This window comes from Pseudomonas sp. MUP55 (assembly GCF_034043515.1).
Taxonomy (GTDB): domain Bacteria; phylum Pseudomonadota; class Gammaproteobacteria; order Pseudomonadales; family Pseudomonadaceae; genus Aquipseudomonas.
In genome coordinates, this window is sequence record NZ_CP138214.1 from 4,665,945 (window position 1) to 4,690,529 (window position 24,585).

Below are 24,585 nucleotides of genomic sequence, written 5' to 3' on the forward strand. Positions count from 1 at the left end.
AATTAATGGCAAAACGCCGCGACGGCTGATGCCGGTCGCGGCGCAGGGTGTTGCAGCGTCAGGCGAAAATCTTATTCGATCTGGCCGTGGCAGTGTTTGAATTTCTTGCCCGAACCGCAGTAGCACAGTTCGTTGCGGCCCAGCTTCTGATCATTGCGTACCGGGGTCTGAGCCAAGGCCACATCGACCTCTTCGCCCAACACTTCAGGCGTGTCCAGGCCCGGCGCCTCGTCATGCTGGAACTGCATGCGCGCAGCCAGTGCCTCGGCTTCCTGGCGCAGGCGCGCTTCTTCCTCGATCGGGTCTTCGCGACGCACCTGAACGTGGGACAGCACACGGATCGAATCGCGCTTGATCGAATCCAGCAGTTCGGAGAACAACGTGAACGACTCGCGCTTGTACTCCTGCTTCGGGTTCTTCTGGGCGTAGCCACGCAGGTGGATGCCGTGACGCAGGTGATCCATCGTCGACAGGTGGTCTTTCCACAGGTCGTCCAGCACGCGTAGAACGATTTGCTTCTCGAAGGTGCGCAGTGCTTCGGCACTCGCCTGCTCTTCTTTCTCGTTGTACGCGGCCAGCAATTCGGCCATCAGTTTTTCGCGCAGGGTTTCTTCGTACAGGTGGTCGTCTTCGTCGAGCCACTGCTGAACCGGCAGGTCGACGCCGAAGTCGCTCTTCAACGCAGCTTCCAGACCGGCAACATCCCACTGCTCAGGCAGCGACTGCGGTGGAATATGCGCACTGACAGTGGCGTTGAGCACGTCCTGACGGAAGTCAGCGATGGTCTCGCCAATGTTGTCGGCGGCCAGCAACGTGTTACGCATGTGATAGATCACTTTACGCTGTTCGTTGTTGACGTCATCGAACTCGAGCAGTTGCTTGCGGATGTCGAAGTTACGCCCTTCAACCTTGCGCTGGGCCTTCTCGATGGCGTTGGTCACCATGCGGTGCTCGATGGCTTCACCGGACTGCATGCCCAGGGCCTTCATGAAGTTCTTCACCCGGTCCGAGGCGAAGATACGCATCAGGCTGTCTTCCAGCGACAGGTAGAAACGGCTGGAACCGGCGTCACCCTGGCGACCGGCACGGCCGCGCAGCTGGTTGTCGATACGGCGCGATTCGTGACGCTCGGACGCGATCACCTGCAAGCCACCGGATTCCAGCACGGCCTGGTGGCGTTTCTGCCAGTCAGCCTTGATCTGGGCGATCTGCTCGGGGGTCGGGTTGTCGAGCGAAGCCACTTCCACTTCCCAGTTGCCGCCCAACAGGATGTCGGTACCACGACCGGCCATGTTGGTGGCGATGGTCAGCGCGCCGGGGCGACCGGCCTGGGCAATGATCTCGGCTTCCTTTTCGTGGAACTTGGCGTTGAGGACCTTGTGCTCGATGCCTTCCTTGTTGAGCAGGTTGGACACGTGCTCGGAAGTCTCGATGGTCGCGGTACCCACCAGGATCGGACGACCCTTGGCCATGCCGTCCTTGATGTCATTGATGATCGCCGCGTATTTCTCTTCGGCGGTCAGGAATACCAGGTCGTTGAAGTCTTTACGCGCCAGTGGCTTGTTCGGCGGGATGACCACCACCGACAGACCGTAGATCTGATGGAATTCGAACGCTTCGGTGTCGGCCGTACCGGTCATGCCGGACAGCTTGTTGTACAGACGGAAGTAGTTCTGGAAGGTAGTGGAGGCCAACGTCTGGCTTTCGGCCTGGATGTTGAGCATTTCCTTGGCTTCGATGGCCTGGTGCAGGCCTTCGGACAAGCGACGACCGGGCATGGTACGGCCGGTGTGTTCGTCGACCAGTACCACCTGACCGTCCTGGACGATGTATTCGACGTTGCGATGGAACAGTTTGTGAGCACGCAGGCCGGCATACACGTGGGTCAGCAGGCCCAGGTTATGCGCCGAGTACAGGCTTTCGCCTTCAGCCAGCAGGCCGATCTGGGTCAGCATGTCTTCGACGAACTGGTGGCCAGCCTCGTTGAGTTCGACCTGACGGGTCTTCTCGTCGATGGTGAAATGACCGTCTTTGGTCACCACGCCTTCGACTTCCTCGATGTGCTGCTCCAGGCGCGGGATCAACTTGTTGATCTCGGTATACAGGCGCGAGCTGTCTTCGGCCTGGCCGGAGATGATCAGCGGGGTACGGGCTTCGTCGATCAGGATGGAGTCGACTTCGTCGATCACGGCAAAGTTGAGTTCGCGCTGGAATTTTTCTTCCATGCTGAACGCCATGTTGTCGCGCAGGTAGTCGAAACCGAATTCGTTGTTGGTGCCGTAGGTGATGTCGGCCGCGTAGGCAGCGCGCTTCTCTTCCGGCGGCTGGAACGGGGTCACCACGCCGACGGTCAGGCCGAGGAATTCATACAGCGGGCGCATCCAGTTGGCGTCCCGGCGAGCCAGGTAGTCGTTCACCGTCACCACGTGCACGCCCTTGCCGGACAGTGCGTTGAGGTAAACACCCAGGGTTGCCACCAGGGTCTTGCCTTCACCGGTACGCATTTCGGCAATCATGCCTTCGTGCAAGGTCATGCCGCCGATCAACTGGACGTCGAAGTGGCGCATGCCCATGACGCGCTTACCGGCTTCACGGGCGACCGCAAAGGCTTCGGGAAGCAGCTTGTCGAGGGTTTCACCTTTGGCTATGCGGGCCTTGAACTCTTGGGTCTTGGCGCGCAATTGCTCGTCCGACAGGGCAACCATCTGCTCTTCGAAGGCATTGACCAGCTGCACCGTCTTGAGCATGCGTTTGACTTCGCGCTCATTCTTGCTTCCAAAAAGTTTCTTTAACAAAGGCGCAAACATATCGGCAGGTTCTTCCACACATAGGGATGGAGGGCGCACCGTGAGTGGCCCGAGCAGCCCTCACGGCCGCATGCGAACGCGCATTCTACCCGGAATCGTGGGTGAGGAAAGTGGCGTTGTTCCCGGAGGCGGGCACGGCGCTGTGAGAGGGCTTGTTTAAAATAAGGGCTTTTGCTGGAACTTCAACCCATCAAATGCAGAAGTTACTTGTTGATTTCACGAGAAAAGCCCTGCTTTTGCATGGCCTCGGGGCCCAGAGGCGCTTTCTGTTAAGATAGTCGCTCTGTTACTTAAGGTGTCTAAACATGGCATTTCGCCCTCTTACAGCCCGCGCTCCCGGCGTGTTGCTTCGCGAAGCCAAGCCGCTCAAAGCCATCTTCGGCCACGCGCAACGCCTGGGGCGTTTGCAACGCCTGCTCGAAAGCCAGCTGCAACCGGCTGCCCGCGAGCACTGCCATGTGGCGTCCTGGCGTGAAGGCAACCTGCTATTAATTGTCACTGACGGGCATTGGGCAACCCGCTTGCGTTACCAGCAAAAACGCTTGCAGCGCCAATTGATGGAGTTTGACGAGTTTGCCGGCCTTACGCGCATTCAGTTCAAGGTGCAGCCGCCCACCGTACTGCGCAGCACGGCGGGGAATACGATGGACCTGTCGCAAACTGCGGCCGAAACCCTCCAGGCCACGGCCGAAGGGATCAACGACCCGGGCTTGCGCGCGGCATTGGAACGGCTGGCCGCCCATGCCAGGCCCAAACCCTGAGCCCTACTTGCGCTTGCTGCCACCGAGCAACGAGCCTAACAAGCCGCGCACCAACTGCCGCCCCATCTGATTGGCGGCCTGCTGCATGGCGGATTTGAGCGCCTTGCCTGCTGCGGTTCCCAGGAAAGCGCCGGCCTTGTCGGTGAAGCTGGGTTCCTCGGTCGTCGGCTTGGCCTCCTCGGTCGGCCCCAGATCCTTGCGCGCCATCAGCACTTCATAGGCCGATTCACGGTCAATCGGCTTGTCATACCGGCCCTGCAGCGGCGAACTGGCGACCAACGCCGCACGTTCGGCCTCGGTGAGCGGCCCGATCCGCGACTGGGGTGGCGCGACCAACACGCGCTGGACTACTTCCGGCGTGCCCTTTTCCTGCAAGGTGCCCACCAGCGCCTCACCGGTGCCCAACTCGGTCAGCACCGCCAAGGCCTCAAATGCCGGGTTGGGCCGGAAACCGTCCGCCACCGCCCGCAGGGATTTCTGCTCCTTGGTGGTAAATGCCCGCAGGCCATGCTGAATCCGCAGCCCCAGTTGCGCCAGTACCGTGTCAGGCAAATCCCCCGGCGACTGGGTGACGAAATACACACCCACGCCTTTGGAGCGAATCAACCGCACTACCTGCTCCAAACGGTCCTGCAGCGCCTTGGGCGTGTCGGCGAACAACAGGTGCGCCTCATCGAAAAACAGCGCCAACAGCGGTTTTTCGGCATCACCGCGCTCCGGTAGCTGCTCGAACAGTTCGGCCAGCAGCCACAGCAGAAACGTCGCATAGACCTTCGGCGCATCGTGCACCAGGCGGCTGGCGTCCAGCAGATGGATACGCCCGCGCCCGTCGCTGGCCGGCTGCAAAATATCTTCGAGCTGCAGGGCCGGCTCGCCAAACAGCGCTTCGGCGCCCTGCTGCTCCAGCACCGCAAGGCGCCGCAACAACGCCTGACTGGAACCGGTGGTCATCAACGCTGCGTCGTCGCCCAACAGCTCGGGGTGGTAACGCAGGTGGTTGAGCAAGGCCTTGAGATCTTTAAGGTCCAGCAGTAACAAACCTTCGCGGTCAGCCACCTTGAATGTCGCGTACAGCGCCGACTGCTGGCTGTCGGTGAGTTCCAGCAGGCTGCCGAGCAACAACGGCCCCATTTCGCTGATGGTGGTGCGCAACGGATGACCGGACTGCCCGTGGATATCCCACAGGGTGACCGGATAAGCCTTGGGCGCGTAATCAAGGAAGGGCATACCCGCGATGCGTTCGGCGACTTTGCCCTGGGGGTTGGCCGCAGCGCCCAGGCCGCAAAGGTCGCCCTTGATGTCGGCGGCAAAGACTGCCACGCCCGCATCACTGAAGGCTTCGGCCAGGCGCTGCAAGGTGACGGTCTTGCCGGTGCCCGTGGCGCCGGCGATCAACCCGTGACGGTTGGCCAGGCGCATGGACTGGGCGATGGGCTGGCCATCTGGACCGGCACCGATAAGCAATTGTGTGGAGTCAGGCATTTCGTCACCTATGGTTAATCTTTAATGCAGCGGGGTCGATACAGACCATGTGAAACCTACAAAGTCTAAAAATAGGACAGATATTTCCTACGGGTGCCCCTGGTGCAAGCACCAGAAGTACCACACCTTTTTTGACGCTGCCATTTTTGCGCATCCCACCAGGACGCGCCCCGAATATCAAGACCTTAGCGGACCCTACAAGCCATGAATAAAAACCTGCGCTTCAGCCATAAAATTTTGCTTGCAGCCTCCCTTATCGTCATCGCCGCCTTCGCGTTATTTACGCTTTATAACGATTACCTTCAGCGCAATGCGATTCGTGAAGACCTCAACAGCTACCTGCATGAAATGGGCGACGTCACCGCCGGCAGTATTCAGACCTGGCTCACCGGACGCATCGCTCTGGTGGAAAACGCCGCACAGAATATCGCCCTTAATCCCGATCCATCGGTGGTTGCCAGCCTGCTGGAACAGAAAGCGCTGACCTCCTCGTTCATGGCGACCTACGTCGGCGACAGCCAGGGCTCCTTCACCATCCGTCCCGACATGAAGATGCCCGACGGTTTCGACCCGCGTGTTCGCCCCTGGTACAAGGGCGCCCAGACCAGCAACGGCTCGACCCTGACCGAGCCCTATATCGACGCGGGTACGGGGCAACTGATTATTTCCATCGCCACACCGAGCGCCAAGGCTGGCCAGAGCATCGGTGTGGTCGGCGGCGACTTGAGCCTGCAAACCCTGGTGGACAACATCGCTGCACTGGACTTGGGCGGCATGGGTTACGCGTTCCTGGTCAGCGCCGACGGCAAAGTGCTGGTGCACCCGGACAAGGCCCTGGTGATGAAGACCCTGACGGACGTCTACCCGAAAGACACCCCGAAAATCAGCGGCGACATCAGTGAAGTTCAGGCCAACGGCAAGGCCAATATCGTCACCTTCACCCCGATCAAGGGCCTGCCGTCGGTGAACTGGTACCTGGGCATCTCGGTGGATAAAGATAAGTCGTTCGCCATGCTCAGCGAATTCCGTACCTCGGCGGTCATTGCCACGATCATCGCCGTGGTGATCATCATCGCGTTGCTGGGCATGTTGATCCGCGTGTTGCTGCAACCGCTGCACGTGATGACCCGGGCCATGGAGGACATCGCCGACGGCGAAGGCGACCTGACCCGTCGCCTGACCATCCAGAACAACGACGAATTCGGCACCCTGGGTACGGCGTTCAACCGTTTCGTCGAGCGCATTCATACCTCGATCCGCGAAGTATCGTCGGCCACCGAACAAGTCAATGAAGTCGCACTGCGGGTGGTCAGCGCCTCCAACTCCTCGATGGTCAATTCGGACGAACAGTCCAACCGCACCAACAGCGTCGCGGCGGCCATCAACCAACTGGGCGCGGCCGCCCAGGAAATTGCCCGTAACGCAGCGCAAGCCTCCAACCAGGCCAGCGACGCGCGGCATCTGGCCGAAGACGGCCAGCAGGTGGTGGAGCGCAATATCAAGGCGATGACCCAACTGTCGAGCATGATCAGCACCTCCAGCACCCATATCGAGGCGCTGAACAGCAAGACGGTGAACATCGGCCAGATTCTGGAAGTGATCACCAGTATTTCCCAGCAGACCAACTTGCTCGCGCTCAACGCCGCCATCGAAGCCGCGCGTGCCGGTGAAGCCGGCCGTGGCTTCGCGGTGGTGGCCGATGAGGTGCGCAACCTGGCGCATCGCACCCAGGAATCGGCGCAACAGGTGCAAAAGATGATCGAGGAACTGCAAGTCGGCGCCCGCGACTCGGTGAGCACCATGAGTGAAAGCCAGCGCCACAGCCAGGACAGCGTGGAAATCGCCAACCTGGCGGGCGAGCGCTTGAGCAGCGTGACTCAGCGTATTGGCGAGATCGACGGCATGAACCAGTCCGTGGCCACCGCCACCGAGGAACAGACGTCGGTGGTGGAGTCGATCAATATGGACATCACCGAAATCAACACCCTGAACCAGGAAGGCGTGGAAAACCTCCAATCGACGCTGCGCGCCTGTGCGGACCTGGAACGCCAGGCTGCACGCTTGAAGCAAATGGTGGGCAGCTTCAGGATCTGATACACAGAGGGCTTGCCCCGATGGGCATGGCTACCTGCGGTAGCCCCCAACGCTAACCACGATGCGCAGCGAGTCGCTCTTGATCTTGATCTGCTTTTGATCTCAGGCGCCCCGTTAAACCACGCTGGCCGAACGCAGGCTTGAATTCGTGGGTAACCCGGCAGGACGCCGGGTTAGCCGCCCCGCGCCATGGATGGCGCATGGCGGCGGCCCACGGATTCAAGCCTGCGTTCGGGCACACCGAGCCTAAGCGAGGTGCCGAGTGGTGGGGCAAGAGCGTTTTGCTTACTTTTGCGCTTTTCAAAAGTGAGCCGCTGTAAAAGCGGAACCCTAAGTGGCCGTTACCGCAGAAACGGATATGTACTCGGTCCAATCCAACATCCTGGTCGGCCCAGAGGCCGCCATCGGGGGCAAGCCCCCTCCCACATTTGGATTTCGGATCGTCAGGTAGATACGCGTTTGGCTGTCCGGCCGTCACGGGAGCCCCTCCCACATTTACCATCATTTCAAGCTCGAACACGCGGCACGACATCAATCCCGATCGAACATCTATCCTTACCTCAGGTCCACGTTAAGGAGAGCAATGGATCGGAGGGATGTTCATCGTGCATATCGCTGACATAACCATGTTCTACGCCCCGGCCAGCGGTGGCGTACGCACTTATCTGGACGCCAAGCACCGGCGCCTGGCGCTGAAACCTGGCATTCGCCACAGCCTGCTGGTGCCTGGCGCCCACTTGAGCGAGCGAGACGGTATTTTCGAGGTGCCGGCGGCGCCGCTGCCCTTCGGCAAAGGCTACCGCTTCCCCCTGCGCCTGGCGCCTTGGCGAAACGTCCTGCACGATTTACAGCCTGATCTGATCGAAGTCGGCGATCCGTACCTGACCGCCTGGGCCGCTCTGGACGCCCGGCGCCAGCTCGACGTGCCGGTCATCGGCTTTTATCACTCCGACCTTCCGCTGCTGGTGCGCAACCGCATGGGCGCCTGGCTCACCCCCAATGTCGAAGCCTATGTCAGCAAACTCTATGGGAATTTTGACCGGGTACTGGCTCCCAGTCAGGTCATGGCCGACAAACTCACTGGGCTCGGGGTGAAAAACGTTTTCGTACAGCCCTTGGGCGTCGACCTGCAAACCTTCACCCCCGCCGCGCGCGACCCGGGCCTGCGCGCCGAACTGGGGATCGATGAAGACACTCGGCTGCTGATTTTCGCCGGCCGTGGTTCCAAAGAGAAAAACCTGCCGGTGCTGCTCAATTGCATGAAACGCCTGGGCGAGGGTTATCACCTGCTGCTGGTGGGCTCCGGTATGCCGGCCAGCGTGCCGGACAACGTCACCGTGGTCGACGGCTTCCGCCCGGCCCAGCATGTTGCCCGCTTGATGGCCAGTGCCGATGCGCTGCTGCATGGTGGCGACCAGGAAACCTTTGGCCTGGTCATTCTGGAAGCCATGGCCTGTGGCATCCCGGTGGTCGCCGTCGCGGCAGGCGCTTTCACCGAGATTGTCGACGAGCGCTGCGGTTTACTCTGTGCGCCCAACAACCCAAAAGCCATGGCCGATGCGGTCCGCGAACTGTTCGGCGCCGACAGTCGCCGTCTGGGGGAACAGGCTCGGCGCCATGTGGAACAGCATTACGCATGGGATGCGGTGGTGGACAGCCTGCTGGGGCACTACCACGCCGTGCTGGGTACTCACAAACCGATGCTCGCCCATGGCTGAACGTTCAGTAATGCTGGTGCTGCATGATGTGGCGCCGAGCACTTGGGCCGATTACCGGCCTTTTGTCGAGGCCGTCGATGCCCTCGGCGATGTCCCTATCACCTGGCTGGTGGTCCCGGATTTTCACCACCATAACGCCCTCGCCGCCCACGGTGACTTCCGGCGCCTGCTCGATAGCCGCGTCGCCCGCGGCGATGAACTCGCCTTGCACGGTTATTACCACTGCGACGAACAACCTCGGCCACGTACGCCAAAAGAATGGTTCATGCGGCGCATCTATACCCATGAAGGCGAGTTTTACCAGCTGTCCGAAGCCGAGGCGTTACAGCGCCTGACTGACGGCATTGAAGTATTCCAGCGTAATGACTGGCCGCTGCACGGGTTTGTCGCGCCCGCCTGGTTGATGAGCCAGGGCACCCGGCTGGCGCTGCGTCAGTTACCGCTGAGCTATACCAGCGACCCGCAGCATCTGTATCGCCTGCCTGACTTCACGCGCATCCCTGCGCCGGGCCTGGTGTGGAGCGCTCGCAGTGCGTGGCGCCGGGGCCTGTCCAAAGTCTTAAGCGACCAACGTGAACAGCGCTGGCAGACAGCCCCGGTGATCCGCCTGGGGTTGCACCCCGTGGACATGCGCCATGCGTTCTCGCGCCATTACTGGCTGCACACCCTGCAACGACTGCTCGACGACGGCCGCACGCCACACACCAAGGCCGCTTGGCTGTCGACGCTGCCATGCGCCGGCTGATCTGGCTCCTGCTGGCGCTGTTGGTCGCCCTGGTGATTCCGGTGTGGCTGGGTGGCGGCGAAACCGTGGCACGGCTGCGGCAGTTTCCGCTGCCCCAGTTACTGGGGATGTTTGCCATGATCATCGGCTGCTGGTTGATCAACAGTCTGCGCATCCGCTTGTTGCTGGGCGAACAGCGCGGCAAGTTGGGATGGCGCAAAAGCCTGGGCGTGGTGATATCGACGGAGTTCGCCATGTGCGCGACGCCTGGCGGTAGCGGTGGGCCGCTGACGCTGATGGGCCTGCTGGCGCGCAATGGCATCCGGCCTGCCCACGGCAGCGCGGTGTTTGCCATGGACCAGTTGAGTGATTTGCTGTTTTTCCTCTGCGCATTACTGGGCATCGTGCTGTACGCGCTGTTTCATAGCCTCAGCCCGCGCCTGGAATGGCTGCTGGGGGTCAGTGCGGTGTCGATGGTCGGTGGCGTCGTCGGTTGCCTGATGGTGGTTCGCTTTCACCGCCGGCTGATTCGCCTGGCCGGGCGGGTGCTCAAGGCGCTGCATGTGCGCGTCGCCACGCGTCGGCGCTGGGCCCGTCGAGTGCTGCGCTTCCTCGCGGCATTCGCCCAGACGCTGAAATTGCCCTTGCCCACGCTGCTCGGCGTGTTTGCGCTGACCAGCCTGCACTGGCTGATACGCTACAGCGTGTTGTACCTGGCGCTAAAAGGGTTGGGGGGTGATGTGCAGTGGGCCTGGTGTTTCCTGATCCAGATGCTGTCCTTGACTGCAGGTCAATTCAGCCTGTTGCCCGGCGGGGCCGGGGCGGCGGAGTTGACGTCGGCGGCCTTGCTGGCGCCCATGGTGGGCAAATCCACGGCGGCGGCGGCGATTCTGATCTGGCGCGCAGTGACCTACTACTTCTATCTGCTGGCCGGTGCGCCCGTGTTCCTGTTGATGGTGGGCAAACCGCTGCTCAAGCGTCTTTTTCAGGGCCCGCAGGCGGCTTCCCAGCGTCCTGCAACTGCTTCCACAACTGGGCAGCGCCGGGAAACTCAGTCCCATCATCGGCGCCCAGCGCGTCCGGGTCGTAGCGACTCAGACACCCCTCACCCACGGTAGCGGGTGGCCTGGCTGTCGCCTTGTCGAGTGGATCAGCCATGGTCGGCTCCTGAACATAAAAAAGGGCCCGTAGAGTTTTACTCCCGGGCCCCTGCTTGTTCAATCACAACGCGCTGATCAGAACACCACGGTCTTGTTGCCGTGCACCAACACGCGATCTTCCAAGTGATAACGCAAACCGCGGGCCAGCACCATCTTCTCGACGTCACGACCGAAACGCACCATGTCTTCGATGCTGTCGCTGTGGCTGACACGAACCACGTCCTGCTCGATGATCGGACCGGCGTCCAGCTCTTCGGTGACGTAGTGGCAGGTCGCGCCGATCAACTTCACGCCGCGCAGGGACGCCTGGTGATAAGGCTTGGCACCCACGAACGAAGGCAGGAAGCTGTGGTGAATATTGATCACCTTGCCGGCGTATTCGCGGCACAGTTCCGGCGGCAGGATCTGCATGTAGCGCGCCAGCACCACCACGTCGGCGTCGTGCTGCTTGACCAGGCGGGACACCTCGGCGAAGGCAGGCTCCTTGTCCTGCGGGTTGACCGGCACGTGGTAATACGGGATGCCATGCCATTCGACCATGCTGCGCAGGTCATCATGGTTGGAGATCACACAGGCGATCTCGCAATCGAGTTCATCGCTGTGCCAGCGGTGCAGAAGGTCCGCCAGGCAATGGGATTCACGGCTGGCCATCAGGACGACGCGTTTTTTCTGCTCGGTGTCGGTGATGTGCCAGGTCATCGAAAACTCTTCGGCGATCGGCGCAAACGCCTCGCGAAAGGCTTCCAGACCAAAAGGCAATGTATCGGCACGGATTTCGTGACGCATGAAAAACCAACCGCTGAGATCATCCGAGTGATGGCTCGCCTCGGTGATCCAACCGTTATGAGAAGCCAGAAAGTTACTGACCTTGGCAACGATGCCAACCCGGTCCGGGCAAGCAATCACCAGCCGAAAAGTGCGCATTAGGGGGAAACTCCAGAACTTCACAAAGGCCGCCATTCTAGCGATTGCGCAGAAAAACTGCAGTACTCCTTGCGGCTTATTCTGAACCGCTGCGGCGGCAACAGCCCTTAATAGCGTAAGGTTTTACCACCGGTATATGACCGTACCCGGGTTAACTCGGCACTTAGCAGCATTAAGGCAATTGTTTTTAGCGGCTCGCCTGATAATTAACTCGACTGCACAGCGAAGCCGCAAACATTCAATGTAATTCACCTAAATAGCCGGTTAAATGTTTACTTGATCAAATTGCCTGACTATTATTAGGCCACTCACCCTGTCATCAGCGTTCTACATAAGGTAGTCCACATGTCTCTGATCAACGAATACCGCGCCACCGAAGAAGCTATCAAAGAGCTGCAAGCCCGTTTGAAGAACCTGTCCCAAGACGACAAGCTGAAAACCGAGCTGGAATTCGAAGGCAAACTGCGCACCCTGATGGGCGAATACTCCAAATCCCTGCGTGACATCATCGCGCTGCTGGATCCGGAATCGAAAGTTAAAGCACCGCGCGGCGCTGTGAAAACTACCGGCACCAAACGTGCTCGCAAGGTCAAGCAATACAAAAACCCGCACAACGGTGAAGTGATTGAAACCAAAGGTGGCAATCACAAGACGCTGAAAGAGTGGAAAGCCAAGTGGGGCGGTGACGTGGTTGAAGGTTGGGCTACCCTGCTGGGCTAAGCCTGGTCGGATTTACACCCGATACGCAACACATTAAAAACGCCAGCTTGCTGGCGTTTTTTATTGTCTCGATTTTTTGCAGTTGTCCGGCTACAGATTCAGGCGAGCCGCTAAAGAGTCGGCATAGTCCTGCCATTCACCCAGTACCTGGCACTGGAACGAAGTGACACTGTTTTCCAACTCCTCACGCGCAAGCTTAAATGCCATCAAGGTATTGGGTGCGCCCCACACCGGGTCCGACAAACGTTGCTGACAGAAAAGTCTCCAGCGCTCTTGTTCCTCGCTGCTCAAGGTTTCAGGAAAGTTACGCGCGCGGTAGCGAAATAATAATTCGGGCAAACGATGATCATCGAAGGGCCATTGCTGACGCCCTAATTGAACCGGCTCTGCCATGCGAACTTGTTCACATAAACGCCGGTCACGGTCGCCGATAAAACCGTCATAGAGCTGCTGCTCCGGGTCCCCGTTCGCCGCAGATTCCTCTTCGGCATAAATGCTCGCCAACTTGTCGCGCCAAACTTCCTGTGCGTCAGTTAGTCGCAGCGCGCGCGCCTGATAAACGCCCATATCCAATTGCAACCGCTCGCGATCTTCGGCCCGCAGCACCTTCAACGGTGCGACGACCGGGCAGCGGTTGATGTGTAACAACTTCAAAGGCACCGCCAGCTCGCCCTCCGCCAGTTGATCGCGGCGCGTATAAAGGCGTTCGCGCAATGTATCGGCATCCAGTTCAAGCAGGGCCTGCGGGTCGAGTCCCAGGTCGCAGACAATCAATGCATTGCGATTGCGCGGATGCCACGCCAAAGGCAATACGACACCCAGATAATGACGTTCGGCGCTGAAGCGTCCGGAAATGTGCACCATTGGCTGCAACAAGCGCACCTGATCCATCACCCGTTGCTTGCTGCGCAACTGGAACAGCCATTCAAACAGTCTGGGCTGCTTGTCCCGCACCAATCGCGCCAGGGCAATGGTCGCGCGCACGTCAGACAACGCATCATGAGCCTGGCCGTGGTCGATGCCATTGGCCTCGGTCAAGCGCTCAAGCTTGAGCGTCACGCGCCCATCTTGCTCGGGCCACACAATCCCTTCCGGTCGCAGGGCATAGGCGGTGCGCATCACATCGATCAGATCCCAGCGGCTGTTACCGCCCTGCCACTCACGCGCATAAGGGTCGAAAAAGTTGCGGTACAGGCTGTAGCGGGTCATTTCGTCGTCGAATCGCAAGGTGTTGTAACCCGCGCCACACGTACCGGGCGCTGACAGTTCGGCATGCACCCGGGTCATGAACTCCGCTTCGGCAAGGCCCTTCTGCGCCAGTACCTGCGGGGTAATCCCGGTGATCGCGCACGCCGCCGGATGGGGCAGGATATCGTCGCTGGGCTGACAATAAAGATTGACCGGCGCGCCGACTTCGTTGAGCTCGAGGTCGGTACGAATGCCGGCTACCTGCAGCGGGCGATCGCTGCGCGGGTTGATCCCGGTGGTTTCATAGTCGTACCAGAAAATGGAGGTCACGGGCTGTTCCTGTGCTGAAGACCGGCAAAGTCTAGGCGCTGGGGGGTGTCAGGGGCCAGCGATACCTTCACTGTACAAACACCCAGTAAACTCTTGAAGGGTTGCTTCCAGCCTCGACACTGCTAGCATCCGTCTCTCTGAGTCGCTTCGCACTGCCAAGGATCGCAATGCCAACAGCCCCTTTGGATACCCGCTACCAGATCGAGACCCCCGAGGGTATCGACCTGCCCTTGCGCCCTGCCGGCCTGCCGCCAAGGGCCTTGGCGTTTGCCTTCGACCTGCTCGTGCGTGGCGTGATCATGGGCATCCTGCTTGTGCCTCTGGCGCTGCTGGGCAACCTTGGCCTGGGCTTGGGCTCGCTGCTGCTGTTTGTGGTCAGCTGGTGGTACATGGTGTTGTTCGAAGTACTCAACCAGGGCTGCTCCCCCGGCAAGCAGGTCATGGGGCTGCGGGTGGTGCAGGACGACGGCACCCCCATCGGCTGGTCGGCGTCGCTGATCCGCAACCTGCTGCGCTTTGTCGACATGCTGCCCTTCGGCTATTTCTTCGGCGCCATCAGTTGCCTGCAGCATCCCCACTTCAAGCGGCTCGGCGACCTCGCCGCGGGTACGCTGGTGGTCTACCGCGAACAATCCCTGGCCCGCCCACCCCTCCCCCAGGCCGCCGCCCTGCGCCTGCCCTTTGCACTGGACCTGAGCGAACAGCGAGCCATACTCGGTTTCGCCGAACGCCAGGCTGAGCTGTCCGCCGAGCGGGTGCATGAACTGGCTGCAATCCTCGCCGCGCCCCTGCAGGTGTCTCCGGCTCGCGCCGTGGAGCAGCTCAACGGTGTGGCCCATGGCCTGCTGGGGCCGACATGAAGCAGAGCCTTTTCGAAAACCGTCACCAGCAGCAATGGCAAACCTTCGCCGAACAGCTGCAACAGCTGGAGCGAGGCAAAGCCTGCGAGGTATCCGACTTCCCTTATCACTACCGGCGGCTGTGCCAGCACCTGGCCCTGGCCCAGGAGCGCGGCTACAGCAGTTACCTGGTGGACCGCCTGCAACAACTGGCGCTGCGCGGCCATCAGCAACTGTATCGTCATCGCAGTCAAACGACGGCAAACGTACTGGCCTTCATCCTGGCCGGCTTCCCGCGTCTGGTGCGCGAACAGTGGCGCTTCGTACTGGTCGCCAGCCTGCTGTTCTTCGGCAGCCTGCTGGGCATCGCTTTGCTGGTCTACCTGTTCCCCGACCTGATCTACAGCATTGTCAGCCCGCAGCAGGTGGCCGAGATGCAAAGCATGTATGACCCCGCCGCGAGCCGCCTGGGGCGTGCGGCCGAACGTGCCTCCAGCGAAGACTGGATGATGTTTGGCTATTACGTGATGCACAACATCGGCATCGCCTTCCAGACCTTCGCCGCCGGCTTGCTGTTCGGCCTGGGCAGCGTGTTCTTCCTGGTATTCAACGGATTGACCATCGGGGCGGTCTGCGGGTACCTGAGTGAAATCGGCTACGGCCAGACGTTCTGGTCATTCGTGATCGGACATGGCGCCTTCGAGCTCAGCGCCATCGCTCTGGCCGGTGCAGCAGGCCTGCAACTGGGCTGGTCGCTGATCGCTCCAGGGCCGCTGGCACGCAGCGAATCCCTGCGCCTGGCCGCCCGCAAAAGCGTGCAGATGCTCTGCGGGGTCATGATATTCCTGCTGATCGCAGCGTTCATCGAAGCCTACTGGTCGTCCACCACGACCGTTGCCCCCTGGATCAAATACCTCGTGGGCAGCGCACTTTGGCTGCTGGTGGCTACCTACCTGATCTTCGCCGGCCGGACTTACCATGCGCCTGACTGACTCAAGCGTGGTCATCCGCCCGCGTACCTCCTGGGAAGCCATGGACCTGGGCGTACTGATGGCCCGGGAACATCGGGCATTGCTGATGAGCAGTTGGGCACTGGTAAGCCTGCCTGTGTTCATCCTGCTCACTGCGCTGCTGTGGCAGTACCCGTCTTACGCCATCTTCCTGTTCTGGTGGCTGAAGCCCGCGTTCGAGCGCTTGCCGCTGTACATTCTTTCCAAGGCCCTGTTTGGCGAAACGCCCAGCCTGAAACAGGCCGTTCGACAGTGGCCACGCCTGCTCAAGGGGCAATTGCTCGCCAGCCTGACCTTGCGTCGGCTGAGCTTGAGCCGCAGCTTCGTGTTGCCAGTGAGTCAGCTCGAAGGCCTGGAGGGTCAAGCGCGCCAGCAGCGCCTGGGCGTACTGCAACAGCGCAATGCGGGCGCCGCGCGCTGGTTGACGATCATCGGAATACACCTGGAAATCGGCCTGTGGTTCGGTTGCATGGCGCTGTTTTATCTATTCATCCCGGAGCAGGTCGAACTGGATTGGGACTGGCAGCGCGTGGCACTGGCGGCAGGCGCGCAGGGGCTATGGCTGGAACACCTGAGCAATGCCTTCTATGCGTTGATCCTGGTGTTCTGGGAACCCATCTATGTCGCCTGCGGCTTCAGCCTGTACCTGAACCGTCGCACCGTGCTGGAAGCCTGGGACCTGGAACTGGTGTTTCGAAGGTTGCGCCAACGCCTGAGCAGTGTGGCGCCGCTGTTGCTGATAGTCGTCGGGCTGGCACTGGTGCAACTGAGTCCATCGGCGATGGCCGATGAAACACCTGATTCAAAGCCCCTCAGCACCCAGGCGGCCAACCAATCGATCAAGGCATTGCTGGAAAAGCCGCCGTTCAAGAACCCCGAAACCGTGACCCGTTACCGTTTTGGCGAGGAAAAACCCGCCGCCGGCCGCAAAGCCCAAGGCGACGGCAAGCTGCCTGGCTGGCTCCAGCATCTGCTCGACAACCTCAACAGCAACACCTTCAAACACTTGGCCCTGGGCCTGGAGATACTGCTATGGGCCCTGGTGATTGGCGGGCTGGCCTTGGTGGTGTGGCGCTACCGTGAATGGCTGCGCACGTTTGTCAGCCGCAGACGGCGACCTCATTCCAAAGCCGAAAAACCTGCGCCGGCCCAGTTGTTCGGGCTGCAAGTGGGGGTCGAGACATTGCCCGACGACATCGCCAGCGCTGCCGAACAGCTATGGCCCAGCCAACCGAGAGAAGCCCTTGGCCTGCTCTATCGCGGCCTGCTCAGCCGGCTGCTGCATGAGTTCAACCTGCCGCTCAAAAGTGCCGACACCGAGGGCCAGGTACTGGAGCGCATCCACCCTTTGCAGCATCCGCAGTTGCTGGCATTCAGTCATGAGTTGACCGGTCACTGGCAAAACCTCGCCTATGGTCACCGCTTGCCTCCCGACGCCGCTCGGCAAAAGCTGTGCAGCGACTGGCGCGCACTCTTCAGCGGCGGAGCGAGCCAATGAACCGCCCCTTAGTCTGGATGGCGCTGCTGCTGGCGTGCCTGTTGGGAGTAGGTGGCCTGTATGCCTGGCACAAGGCAATTCCCTATGAGGAAGTCGTGGATCGCGGCCCATCGCCGCAGGCACTGGCGAATCCTTACCTGGCGGCCGAGCACTTCCTGCGCGGGCAAGGCGTGGCGGTAGCGCACGCCAACGGGCTTGAGCACTTGGCCGACCTGCCCGCCACTGGCCATAGCCTGCTGTTGCTGGGGGAACGCAGCAACATGACCCCGCGCCAGGTTGAGCAGCTGCTGGCATGGACAAAAGCCGGCGGCCACCTGCTACTGGTGGCCGAAGCGTTATGGGATGACGAGACCGGAAAAAGCGGCGATTTGTTGCTCGATCGTCTCAATCTGCGCCAGTCCTTGAGTGACGACTTCGACGAGCCGGAGCCACCGCGCAAAAAAGTCGCGCCGGACCTCACCAAACTGTATGTCGACAATAAAACCGCGCCGGCGTACTTCAGTTTCGACACTGACTTCAACCTTACCGACCCCAAGCACTTGGCGCAGTTTTCAGCCAACAGCGCCAAGTCCAGCCATTTGATGCAAGTTGACCTTGGGTCAGGCCGGGTCACGGTGATCACCGACAGCGACCTGTGGAAAACCCCAGCCATCGGCAAACACGACAACGCCTGGCTGCTGTGGTACCTGACCCAGGGCACTGACGTAACCTTGCTGTTCAACAGCGACGTGGACAACCTGCTCACCCTGCTAATCCGCTATTTTCCCCAGGCCCTCGTCGCGCTTGCAGCACTGATTGCGCTGGCGCTCTGGCAAGCCGGCATGCGCCAGGGTCCGATCCAGGCGACCGCGCCCAAGGCACGGCGCCAACTGCAAGAACATCTGCGTGCCAGCGCCGACTTCCTGTTACGCCGCAACGGCCAAGGCACACTGCTGCAAGCCTTGCAGCAGGACCTGCTGCGCACCGCTCGACGGCGTCACCCCGGCTTCGAACACCTCGACACGGCCGAACAATGGCTGGTGCTGGAACGCCTGACGCGACAACCCTCTCATATCATCAGCCAGGCACTCGGCGCACCGTCGCTGAAACGGCTCTCCAGCGCCGACTTCAGCCGCCAGGTCGCGTGCCTGCAAACCCTCAGGAATGCCCTATGAGCGACTCTCCAATGGCCACTGCCCTGACCACCGAACAACGTCTTCAATCCGCCAGCCAACAGGCTCAGGCCCTGCGCGTTGAGTTGCGCAAGGCGGTCATTGGCCAGGACGCGGTGATCGACGACGTCCTCACCGCGCTGATTGCCGGTGGTCATGTGTTGCTCGAGGGCGTTCCCGGCCTGGGCAAGACGTTGCTGGTGCGGGCGTTGGCCCGTTGCTTTGGCGGCGACTTCGCGCGCATCCAGTTCACCCCGGACCTGATGCCCAGTGACGTCACCGGCCACGCGGTGTACGACCTGCAGACCGAACAGTTCAAGCTGCGCAAGGGCCCGGTATTCACTCACCTGCTGCTTGCCGACGAAATCAACCGTGCCCCGGCCAAGACCCAGGCGGCACTGCTCGAAGCCATGCAGGAGCGCCAAGTCACCCTGGAGGGCGAAGCTTTGCCCATCGGCGCGCCGTTCATGGTGCTGGCCACCCAGAACCCCATCGAGCAGGAAGGTACCTACCCCTTGCCCGAAGCCGAGCTGGACCGATTCATGCTCAAGGTGCGCATGGACTATCCCGACGCACAACAAGAGTTGGACATGGTGCGCGAAGTCAGCCGCTCGTCACGGGCCGACATGCTCGATGTGCAACCCTTGCGCACTGTGCTGCAAGCCGAAGACGTGGTGCAGATGCAGCAGACCGCCAGCGGCATGCCCCTGGATGAACAGGTCCTCGACTATGCCGTGCGCCTGGCGCGAGCGACGCGCAGCTGGCCGGGCCTGGCCATTGGTGCCGGTCCACGGGCCTCTATTGCCCTGGTTCGCGGCGCCCGTGCCCGCGCGCTGTTGCGTGGGGGCGAATTCGTGATCCCGGATGACGTCAAGGGCTGCGCCCTGGCGGTGCTGCGTCATCGCGTACGTCTTTCGCCCGAGCTGGACATTGACGGCCTGGAGGTAGATCAGGTGATCACGCAGTTGCTCGACCAGACCCCGGCACCCAGGCAGTAACGCTGCATGAAACCGACCCGTCTGCTTCTGACCTGGCTGAGTGTGCTGCTGGCTCTCAATCTGCTGCTGGGTACGTCCGTGGCGTTGCAGTTCAAGGTGCCCAATGCCTTGCACGCGATCGCCTGGGGCTTGCTGCTGGCCCTGCTTTTGCTGGCGATACTGGATGCCATACGGCTGCGTCGCCGGCCGTCCCCGCGCGTGCACAGGACGCTGCCCGGCAGCCTGGCATTGGGACGCTGGGGCGAAGTGCGGCTGTCACTGGAACATGACTATCCCCAACCGCTGACCGCGCAGGTATTCGATCACGTGCCCGACGGACTGGTTGTGGATAACCTGCCCCAATCCATCCCACTGCGCCCAGGCGAACGTGGCGAATTGGGTTATCGGGTGCGCCCCGTGCGACGTGGACATTTCAGCTTCAGCCGCTGCGAAATCCACGTGCCCAGCCCCTTGGGATTGTGGTCGGCACGGCGCCGGATCGAAGCCAGCGATGCCACGCGCGTGTACCCGGATTTCGCCCGCATATCCGGTGCACAGTTGCAGGGGGTGGATAACTGGCTGAGCCAACTGGGCGTACGTCAGCATCAGCGGCGCGGGCCGGGACTGGAGTTTCATCAGTTACGCGAGTTTCGCGACGGTGACAGCCTGCGTCAGATCGACTGGAAAGCCACGGCACGCCAACGCACGCCGATTGCGCGCGAGTATGAGGATGAGCGCGACCAGCAGATTGTATTCATGCTCGATTGCGGCCGGCGCATGCGCAGCCAGGATGACGAGCTGTCCCACTTCGACCACGCGCTCAATGCCTGCTTGCTGATGAGTTATGTCGCCTTGCGCCAGGGCGATGCGGTAGGTCTGTGTACCTTTGCCGGCGACCAACCGCGTTACCTGGCGCCGGTCAAGGGCAGCGGCCAGTTGAACGTGTTGCTCAATGCGGTCTACGACCTGCAGAGCACACGCCAGACAGCCGACTATGAGGCCGCCGCCAGCCAGTTGCTGGCTCGGCAAAAACGCCGCGCATTGGTGATCGTGGTCACCAACCTGCGCGATGAAGACGATGAAGCACTGCTCGGGGCTATCCAGCGAATCGGTCGACACCACCGGGTACTGGTCGCGAGCTTGCGAGAGGAAATACTCGATCAGTTGCGCCACGCCCCGGTACAAACCCTACCCGAGGCACTGGCCTACAGCGGCGCGGTTGACTACCTCAACCGGCGAAACCAGCTGCATGATCGCCTGGGTGCGCATGGGTTGGCAGTACTGGACAGCGTGCCGTCGGCGTTGGGCGCCGCGCTGGTGACGCGTTATCTGCGCTGGAAAAAAGCCGGCGTGTTCTGAAGACAGGCGTGCCGGCTCGGTAAACGCAACGACGCAGGGTCAGACGGATGCCTGCAACGGATCGAAACTGAAGTAATGCAACAAAGCACTGATCAACTGTGTGTACCCATCGCACGCCTTAAGCACGCGGAAACCCGAGTCGTAATGCTGCGGGTTGACATCTTCACGGCTCCACAGACAAGTGGCGGTAAGTTCCACAGCCTGGAACTCGCCGTGCGGCCCTGGAATTTTCAGGCACAGCTCAAACTCTGCGCCGATCATCATCGGAAGCTGGCTGATCAGCATCAGTCCGTCTTCAGAGACGTCGCCCAGAAACCCGATTGGCTTGTCCGTAAGCCGATTGAACACCTGCAAAAAGTAAGGCAGCTGATGCCGTTCGATCCGTCGTTCGATAAACATGGTGAGTTCGCCATCCAATAAAGCCAGTGATTCGGAACGAGCCCAGCGCTCGCTCTCCCTGGATATCGGTGTGACAAGCCTTCGTTGTCACAAACAGCTGCCGAATCCGGGCCTTGCATTCTTTTGAATAGAAAGTTGTACAAACAGACATTCAAAGAATAACCCAAGACTGGAAACAGGCCAGTTATGAAGCGACAAATAGCATCACAAAGACGTCGGCCGAGGTTGCGCCACACTCACCCCAGAGGTATGGCCCAGCTGGCGCAGGGTATCGAGCCGGGCTCGGGCGCGGTAAGCGTATTCGCTTGCCGGGTATTGGCTGATGATGAATTGATAGGTTTGTGCGGCATCGACGAACAGCTTCTGCCGCTCCAGGCACTGGCCGCGCAGCATCGAAACCTCGGGTTGCACATAACGACGGGTGCGGCTCTCACGGTCGACCTGGGACAATTCCAGGGTGACCCGCGCGCAGTCACCCACCCCATAGGCGCGATAAGCATTGTTCAAATGATGGTCCATCGACCAGCGGGTGCAGCCGACAACACTGACGGCCAGGGCAGCAACGAGCAAAATTCGCATGGGGGTTCTCCTGTCTTGTGCAGTGTATCGACCCCTGGTCGAAAATCTTCAAGGCGTTTGCCTTTCATCCTCAGCAAAAACAAACCGATCGTCGATAAGTAGTGCAAACGAACAATGACTACAACGAAAGAGCATAGTAGCCTTCCCCAGCGCTTGAACTCAGGAGTCTGTGCATGTCCGTTCGTCGTACCAAAATCGTCGCCACCCTTGGCCCGGCCAGCAACTCGCCGGAAGTCCTCGAACAGCTGATTCTGGCTGGTTTGGACGTTGCCCGTCTGAACTTCTCCCACGGCACCCCGGACGAGCACAAGGCTCGCGCCAAGCTGGTGCGTGACCTGGCCGCCAAGCACGGCCGCTTCGTGGCGCTGCTGGGTGACCTGCAAGGCCCGAAGATTCGTATCGCCAAATTCGCCAACAAGCGGATCGAGTTGAAGATCGGTGACAAATTCACCTTCTCCACCAGCCATCCGTTGACCGAAGGCACCCAGGACGTCGTCGGTATCGACTACCCGGACCTGGTCAAGGACTGCGGCGTTGGCGACGAACTGTTGCTGGACGACGGCCGCGTGGTGATGCGCGTCGACACCGCAACCCCGACCGAACTGCATTGCACCGTGATCATCGGCGGCCCGCTGTCCGACCACAAAGGCATCAACCGTCGCGGTGGCGGCCTGACCGCACCGGCCCTGACTGAAAAAGACAAGGCCGACATCAAGCTCGCCGCTGAAATGGAAGTGGATTACCTCGCCGTTTCCTTCCCGCGCGACGCCGCCGACATGGAATACGCCCGTAAACTGCGCGACGAAGCCGGTGGTACCGCCTGGCTGGTGGCGAAGATCGAACGTGCCGAAGCCGTGGCCGACGACGAAACCCTCGACGGCCTGATCAAGGCTTCCGACGCCGTGATGGTTGCCCGTGGTGACCTGGGCGTGGAAATCGGCGATGCCGAGCTGATCGGTATCCAGAAGAAGATCATCCTGCACGCACGCCGCCACAACAAAGCGGTGATCGTTGCGACGCAGATGATGGAGTCGATGATCCAGAACCCGATGCCGACCCGCGCCGAAGTGTCCGACGTGGCCAACGCCGTGCTCGACTACACCGACGCCGTGATGCTCTCGGCGGAAAGTGCCGCAGGCCCGTACCCGCTGGAAGCCGTGCAGGCCATGGCGCGTATCTGCCTCGGCGCCGAAAAGCACCCGACCAGCAAGACCTCCAGCCACCGTATCGGCAAAGAGTTCGAAAGCTGCGACCAGAGTATTGCCCTGGCCGCCATGTACACCGCCAACCACTTCCCGGGCGTAAAGGCGATCATCGCCCTGACCGAAAGTGGCTACACGCCGCTGATCATGTCGCGCATCCGTTCCTCGGTGCCGATCTACGCGTTCACCCCTCACCGCGAAGCCCAGGCTCGCGCGGCGATGTTCCGTGGCGTGTACACCATTCCGTTCGATCCGGCTTCGCTGGCACCGAACGAAGTCAGCCAGAAGGCTATCGACGAACTGGTCAAACGCGGCGTAGTCGAGAAAGGCGACTGGGTCATCCTGACCAAGGGCGACAGCTACCACACCACTGGCGGCACCAATGGCATGAAGATCCTGCACGTGGGCGACCCGCAGGTCTGAGTGTCACGCTGAAAAACATGTGGGAGGGGGCTTGCTCCCGATAGCGGTGGATCAGTCACACATAAACTGACTGATCCATTGCTATCGGGAGCAAGCCCCCTCCCACATTTGACCGTGCACCTTTCAAACAACTCGGTCGATTGTGGGCCTGCAATGGCGTCGGTCATGGCGAATTTCGTGGCGGGAGGATTCAGCGCTCAACCACGGGGCAGGAACACGTCGGCCAACAGTTGATTACGCGGCAGTCCCGCCAGGAACAAGCGCTTGGCGAACGCCTCGACGCTGACGGGGTGCCCGCAGAGTAAGGCCTGGGTTTGCCTGGAAACGAGCCGCAGTTGCGCCAATGCCTGGTCCAGCTGCGCCGCCGTCCACAATTCCACGGTCACGTTCGGATGGCTCGCGGCCAGCGCCGCCAAGGGCGCGGCCAGGTAATGCCCTTCGGCGTCATGGGCCAGGTGAATCAGGCGGATAGCGCCTTGGTGATCCTGGCGCAGCGCTTCACGCAACACACCCCACAATGGTCCCAGGCCGGTGCCGGAGGCGAACAGCCACAGCGGCCGCGATTGCCAGTCCGGGTCGTATTGCAGCGCCCCGCCGCGCAGCTCGCCCAGGCGCAGACGATCACCGGTTTTCAATTGTCGCGCCGCATTGCTGAATTCACCGGGCAGGCGGCAATCCAGATGAAACTCCAGGAACGGGTCTTCCTGGGGCAAACTTGCCAGGGAATACGGGCGCGCCACCTGCCCCGCCCACAGCACCAGGTGCTGCCCCGCCCTGTACCGCAGGCCGCGTTCGGGGAGCAGGCGCAGACGCAGCACCGACGCCGTCAGCCAATCGGCACTCACGACCTGGGCAGCCATACCGTCACGCACCGGGTCGAAGGCTTCAACCTGCAAATCGCCGACAACCTGGCACTGGCACGCCAGGCGCCAGCCGTCCTGGCGTTGCGCCGGATTCAACGCGTCAGGCTGTTGGTCCAAAACCTCACCCTGGCAACGTACCAGGCAGGCATGGCAACTTCCGGCGCGGCAGCTGTAGGGCACGGCCACACCCGCCTGGTTCAAGGCATCCAGCAGGTTGCTGCCGGTGGCTACCGACCAATGGCGTTCGCCGACGTAGAGTTCGGGCATACAAAGGCTCAATCACAAAGGGCGCGCACAGGGAATCATGCCTGCGACAGTTTGACCATAGTCGGGTGTATCGGCCACCGTGCCGGGTTATACTGCCGCGCCTTTTTAGC

20 protein-coding genes and 1 pseudogene are annotated in these 24,585 nt (G+C 61.0%); 14 read left to right on the forward strand and 7 right to left on the reverse strand.

From position 1 onward, the window contains the following. Positions 1-71: 71 nt before the first annotated feature. Positions 72-2,807, reverse strand: coding sequence for a preprotein translocase subunit SecA (gene secA / locus SC318_RS21035; RefSeq protein ID WP_320428310.1), 2,736 nt, complete (start codon positions 2,805-2,807; stop codon positions 72-74). Positions 2,808-3,112: 305 nt separating this feature from the next. Here secA and SC318_RS21040 point away from each other — a divergent pair, with 305 nt between their 5' ends. After that, complete coding sequence (locus SC318_RS21040) at positions 3,113-3,568, forward strand: DUF721 domain-containing protein (RefSeq protein ID WP_306494424.1); 456 nt, start codon at positions 3,113-3,115, stop codon at positions 3,566-3,568. A 3-nt stretch (positions 3,569-3,571) separates the two neighbouring features. On the opposite strand, the gene SC318_RS21045 is transcribed toward SC318_RS21040, so the two are convergent. After that, on the reverse strand, positions 3,572-5,050 hold the full coding sequence (locus tag SC318_RS21045; RefSeq protein ID WP_320428311.1) for a helicase HerA-like domain-containing protein: 1,479 nt from the start codon (positions 5,048-5,050) through the stop codon (positions 3,572-3,574). 204 nt (positions 5,051-5,254) lie between these two features. Here SC318_RS21045 and SC318_RS27125 point away from each other — a divergent pair. The 5 genes and pseudogenes from SC318_RS27125 to SC318_RS21065 form a co-directional block, all read left to right on the forward strand. After that, a pseudogene (locus SC318_RS27125) lies at positions 5,255-6,286 on the forward strand (cache domain-containing protein); the annotation flags it as partial. A 93-nt stretch (positions 6,287-6,379) separates the two neighbouring features. Then, positions 6,380-7,144: a methyl-accepting chemotaxis protein gene (locus SC318_RS27130; protein WP_413817649.1), complete on the forward strand. Its 765-nt coding sequence runs from the start codon at positions 6,380-6,382 to the stop codon at positions 7,142-7,144. A gap of 605 nt (positions 7,145-7,749) precedes the next feature. Further along, positions 7,750-8,862, forward strand: coding sequence for an N-acetylglucosaminyl phosphatidylglycerol synthase (locus tag SC318_RS21055; RefSeq protein ID WP_320431273.1), 1,113 nt, complete (start codon positions 7,750-7,752; stop codon positions 8,860-8,862). Next, positions 8,855-9,607: an N-acetylglucosaminyl phosphatidylglycerol deacetylase gene (locus tag SC318_RS21060; RefSeq protein WP_320428313.1), complete on the forward strand. Its 753-nt coding sequence runs from the start codon at positions 8,855-8,857 to the stop codon at positions 9,605-9,607. The genes SC318_RS21055 and SC318_RS21060 overlap by 8 nt, the downstream gene beginning before the upstream one ends. After that, the gene (locus SC318_RS21065; RefSeq protein ID WP_320428314.1) at positions 9,595-10,704 is read left to right on the forward strand and encodes a glucosaminyl phosphatidylglycerol flippase; all 1,110 of its coding nucleotides are present in this window, start codon (positions 9,595-9,597) and stop codon (positions 10,702-10,704) included. Before SC318_RS21060 ends, SC318_RS21065 begins: the two co-directional genes overlap by 13 nt. A gap of 117 nt (positions 10,705-10,821) precedes the next feature. On the opposite strand, the gene purU is transcribed toward SC318_RS21065, so the two are convergent. Next, positions 10,822-11,670 carry a formyltetrahydrofolate deformylase gene (gene purU / locus SC318_RS21070; RefSeq protein WP_019821236.1) on the reverse strand — a complete coding sequence of 283 codons (849 nt, stop codon included), beginning with the start codon at positions 11,668-11,670 and terminating at the stop codon, positions 10,822-10,824. A 345-nt stretch (positions 11,671-12,015) separates the two neighbouring features. On the opposite strand from purU, the gene mvaT reads away from it, so the two are divergent. Continuing rightward, positions 12,016-12,390 carry a histone-like nucleoid-structuring protein MvaT gene (gene mvaT, locus SC318_RS21075; protein ID WP_003175830.1) on the forward strand — a complete coding sequence of 125 codons (375 nt, stop codon included), beginning with the start codon at positions 12,016-12,018 and terminating at the stop codon, positions 12,388-12,390. 90 nt (positions 12,391-12,480) lie between these two features. Here the strand turns inward: mvaT and sbcB are convergent, their stop codons facing one another. Beyond that, positions 12,481-13,908 carry an exodeoxyribonuclease I gene (gene sbcB, locus SC318_RS21080; RefSeq protein ID WP_320428315.1) on the reverse strand — a complete coding sequence of 476 codons (1,428 nt, stop codon included), beginning with the start codon at positions 13,906-13,908 and terminating at the stop codon, positions 12,481-12,483. Positions 13,909-14,075: 167 nt separating this feature from the next. Here sbcB and SC318_RS21085 point away from each other — a divergent pair, with 167 nt between their 5' ends. The 6 genes from SC318_RS21085 to SC318_RS21110 are packed head-to-tail and all read left to right on the forward strand — an operon-like array spanning position 14,076 to position 20,742. Next, complete coding sequence (locus SC318_RS21085) at positions 14,076-14,768, forward strand: RDD family protein (protein WP_320428316.1); 693 nt, start codon at positions 14,076-14,078, stop codon at positions 14,766-14,768. After that, positions 14,765-15,739 carry a stage II sporulation protein M gene (locus SC318_RS21090; RefSeq protein ID WP_320428317.1) on the forward strand — a complete coding sequence of 325 codons (975 nt, stop codon included), beginning with the start codon at positions 14,765-14,767 and terminating at the stop codon, positions 15,737-15,739. Before SC318_RS21085 ends, SC318_RS21090 begins: the two co-directional genes overlap by 4 nt. Next, positions 15,726-17,255: a DUF4129 domain-containing protein gene (locus tag SC318_RS21095; RefSeq protein WP_320428318.1), complete on the forward strand. Its 1,530-nt coding sequence runs from the start codon at positions 15,726-15,728 to the stop codon at positions 17,253-17,255. The genes SC318_RS21090 and SC318_RS21095 overlap by 14 nt, the downstream gene beginning before the upstream one ends. Then, complete coding sequence (locus SC318_RS21100; RefSeq protein WP_320428319.1) at positions 17,252-18,409, forward strand: DUF4350 domain-containing protein; 1,158 nt, start codon at positions 17,252-17,254, stop codon at positions 18,407-18,409. The genes SC318_RS21095 and SC318_RS21100 overlap by 4 nt, the downstream gene beginning before the upstream one ends. Next, entirely contained in the window at positions 18,406-19,404 is a 999-nt protein-coding gene (locus SC318_RS21105) for an AAA family ATPase (protein ID WP_320428320.1), read from the forward strand. Before SC318_RS21100 ends, SC318_RS21105 begins: the two co-directional genes overlap by 4 nt. Positions 19,405-19,410: 6 nt before the next feature. Beyond that, positions 19,411-20,742: a DUF58 domain-containing protein gene (locus SC318_RS21110; RefSeq protein ID WP_320428321.1), complete on the forward strand. Its 1,332-nt coding sequence runs from the start codon at positions 19,411-19,413 to the stop codon at positions 20,740-20,742. Between the two features lie 39 nt (positions 20,743-20,781). Here the strand turns inward: SC318_RS21110 and SC318_RS21115 are convergent, their stop codons facing one another. Both SC318_RS21115 and SC318_RS21120 read right to left on the reverse strand, forming a co-directional pair. Further along, positions 20,782-21,141, reverse strand: coding sequence for a PilZ domain-containing protein (locus tag SC318_RS21115; protein WP_320428322.1), 360 nt, complete (start codon positions 21,139-21,141; stop codon positions 20,782-20,784). A 204-nt stretch (positions 21,142-21,345) separates the two neighbouring features. After that, positions 21,346-21,720 carry a tetratricopeptide repeat protein gene (locus tag SC318_RS21120; RefSeq protein ID WP_306494437.1) on the reverse strand — a complete coding sequence of 125 codons (375 nt, stop codon included), beginning with the start codon at positions 21,718-21,720 and terminating at the stop codon, positions 21,346-21,348. 173 nt (positions 21,721-21,893) lie between these two features. Here SC318_RS21120 and pyk point away from each other — a divergent pair, with 173 nt between their 5' ends. Then, positions 21,894-23,345, forward strand: coding sequence for a pyruvate kinase (gene pyk / locus SC318_RS21125; protein ID WP_124388010.1), 1,452 nt, complete (start codon positions 21,894-21,896; stop codon positions 23,343-23,345). 197 nt (positions 23,346-23,542) lie between these two features. Here the strand turns inward: pyk and SC318_RS21130 are convergent, their stop codons facing one another. Beyond that, the gene (locus tag SC318_RS21130; RefSeq protein ID WP_320428323.1) at positions 23,543-24,475 is read right to left on the reverse strand and encodes an iron-sulfur-binding ferredoxin reductase; all 933 of its coding nucleotides are present in this window, start codon (positions 24,473-24,475) and stop codon (positions 23,543-23,545) included. Positions 24,476-24,585 lie beyond the last annotated feature (110 nt).

Bases quoted from the DNA above. Each gene is read 5' to 3' on its own strand.
- secA (WP_320428310.1), bottom strand. From the start codon at position 2,807: ATGTTTGCGCCTTTGTTAAAGAAACTTTTTGGAAGCAAGAATGAGCGC.
- SC318_RS21040 (WP_306494424.1), top strand. From the start codon at position 3,113: ATGGCATTTCGCCCTCTTACAGCCCGCGCTCCCGGCGTGTTGCTTCGC.
- SC318_RS21045 (WP_320428311.1), bottom strand. From the start codon at position 5,050: ATGCCTGACTCCACACAATTGCTTATCGGTGCCGGTCCAGATGGCCAG.
- SC318_RS27130 (WP_413817649.1), top strand. From the start codon at position 6,380: ATGGTCAATTCGGACGAACAGTCCAACCGCACCAACAGCGTCGCGGCG.
- SC318_RS21060 (WP_320428313.1), top strand. From the start codon at position 8,855: ATGGCTGAACGTTCAGTAATGCTGGTGCTGCATGATGTGGCGCCGAGC.
- SC318_RS21065 (WP_320428314.1), top strand. From the start codon at position 9,595: ATGCGCCGGCTGATCTGGCTCCTGCTGGCGCTGTTGGTCGCCCTGGTG.
- purU (WP_019821236.1), bottom strand. From the start codon at position 11,670: ATGCGCACTTTTCGGCTGGTGATTGCTTGCCCGGACCGGGTTGGCATC.
- mvaT (WP_003175830.1), top strand. From the start codon at position 12,016: ATGTCTCTGATCAACGAATACCGCGCCACCGAAGAAGCTATCAAAGAG.
- SC318_RS21085 (WP_320428316.1), top strand. From the start codon at position 14,076: ATGCCAACAGCCCCTTTGGATACCCGCTACCAGATCGAGACCCCCGAG.
- SC318_RS21090 (WP_320428317.1), top strand. From the start codon at position 14,765: ATGAAGCAGAGCCTTTTCGAAAACCGTCACCAGCAGCAATGGCAAACC.
- SC318_RS21095 (WP_320428318.1), top strand. From the start codon at position 15,726: ATGCGCCTGACTGACTCAAGCGTGGTCATCCGCCCGCGTACCTCCTGG.
- SC318_RS21100 (WP_320428319.1), top strand. From the start codon at position 17,252: ATGAACCGCCCCTTAGTCTGGATGGCGCTGCTGCTGGCGTGCCTGTTG.
- SC318_RS21105 (WP_320428320.1), top strand. From the start codon at position 18,406: ATGAGCGACTCTCCAATGGCCACTGCCCTGACCACCGAACAACGTCTT.
- SC318_RS21110 (WP_320428321.1), top strand. From the start codon at position 19,411: ATGAAACCGACCCGTCTGCTTCTGACCTGGCTGAGTGTGCTGCTGGCT.
- SC318_RS21115 (WP_320428322.1), bottom strand. From the start codon at position 21,141: ATGTTTATCGAACGACGGATCGAACGGCATCAGCTGCCTTACTTTTTG.
- SC318_RS21120 (WP_306494437.1), bottom strand. From the start codon at position 21,720: ATGCGAATTTTGCTCGTTGCTGCCCTGGCCGTCAGTGTTGTCGGCTGC.
- pyk (WP_124388010.1), top strand. From the start codon at position 21,894: ATGTCCGTTCGTCGTACCAAAATCGTCGCCACCCTTGGCCCGGCCAGC.
- SC318_RS21130 (WP_320428323.1), bottom strand. From the start codon at position 24,475: ATGCCCGAACTCTACGTCGGCGAACGCCATTGGTCGGTAGCCACCGGC.